The following is a 297-nucleotide window of genomic DNA, read 5'->3' as shown; positions in this document are numbered from 1 at the left end:
ACCCTTTGGGGGAGAAGCGCTAGGGGGTTGAGAAGGGGAGGCCGATGAGCGCCGCGAAGCGACAATCTGCGAGGGCGGGCGTGATTTCGATGCCGACTTCGACGCGCTCATGGACGAGATGGGCAAACTGCAGGACGAGATCGACGCCGCCAACGGGTGGGACCTCGACTCCCAGCTCTCCCAGGCCATGGACGCGCTGCAGTGCCCCGACCCGGACGCGCCCGTGAGCATCCTTTCCGGCGGCGAGCGTCGTCGCATGGCCCTGTGCCGCCTGCTTCTGGAGCAGCCCGACCTGCT

At 67.7% G+C, this 297-nt stretch carries 1 pseudogene; it reads left to right on the top strand.

Annotation, left to right across the window (positions count from 1 at the left end):
• Positions 1-82: 82 nt before the first annotated feature.
• A pseudogene (locus NE591_RS14685) lies at positions 83-297 on the top strand (ATP-binding cassette domain-containing protein); the annotation flags it as partial.

The organism is Adlercreutzia sp. DFI.6.23, from assembly GCF_024462535.1.
Classification (GTDB): Bacteria; Actinomycetota; Coriobacteriia; order Coriobacteriales; family Eggerthellaceae; genus Adlercreutzia; species Adlercreutzia rubneri.
Note: the sequence above shows the minus strand (reverse complement) of the source record. Positions and strands in the feature narration are given on the sequence as shown.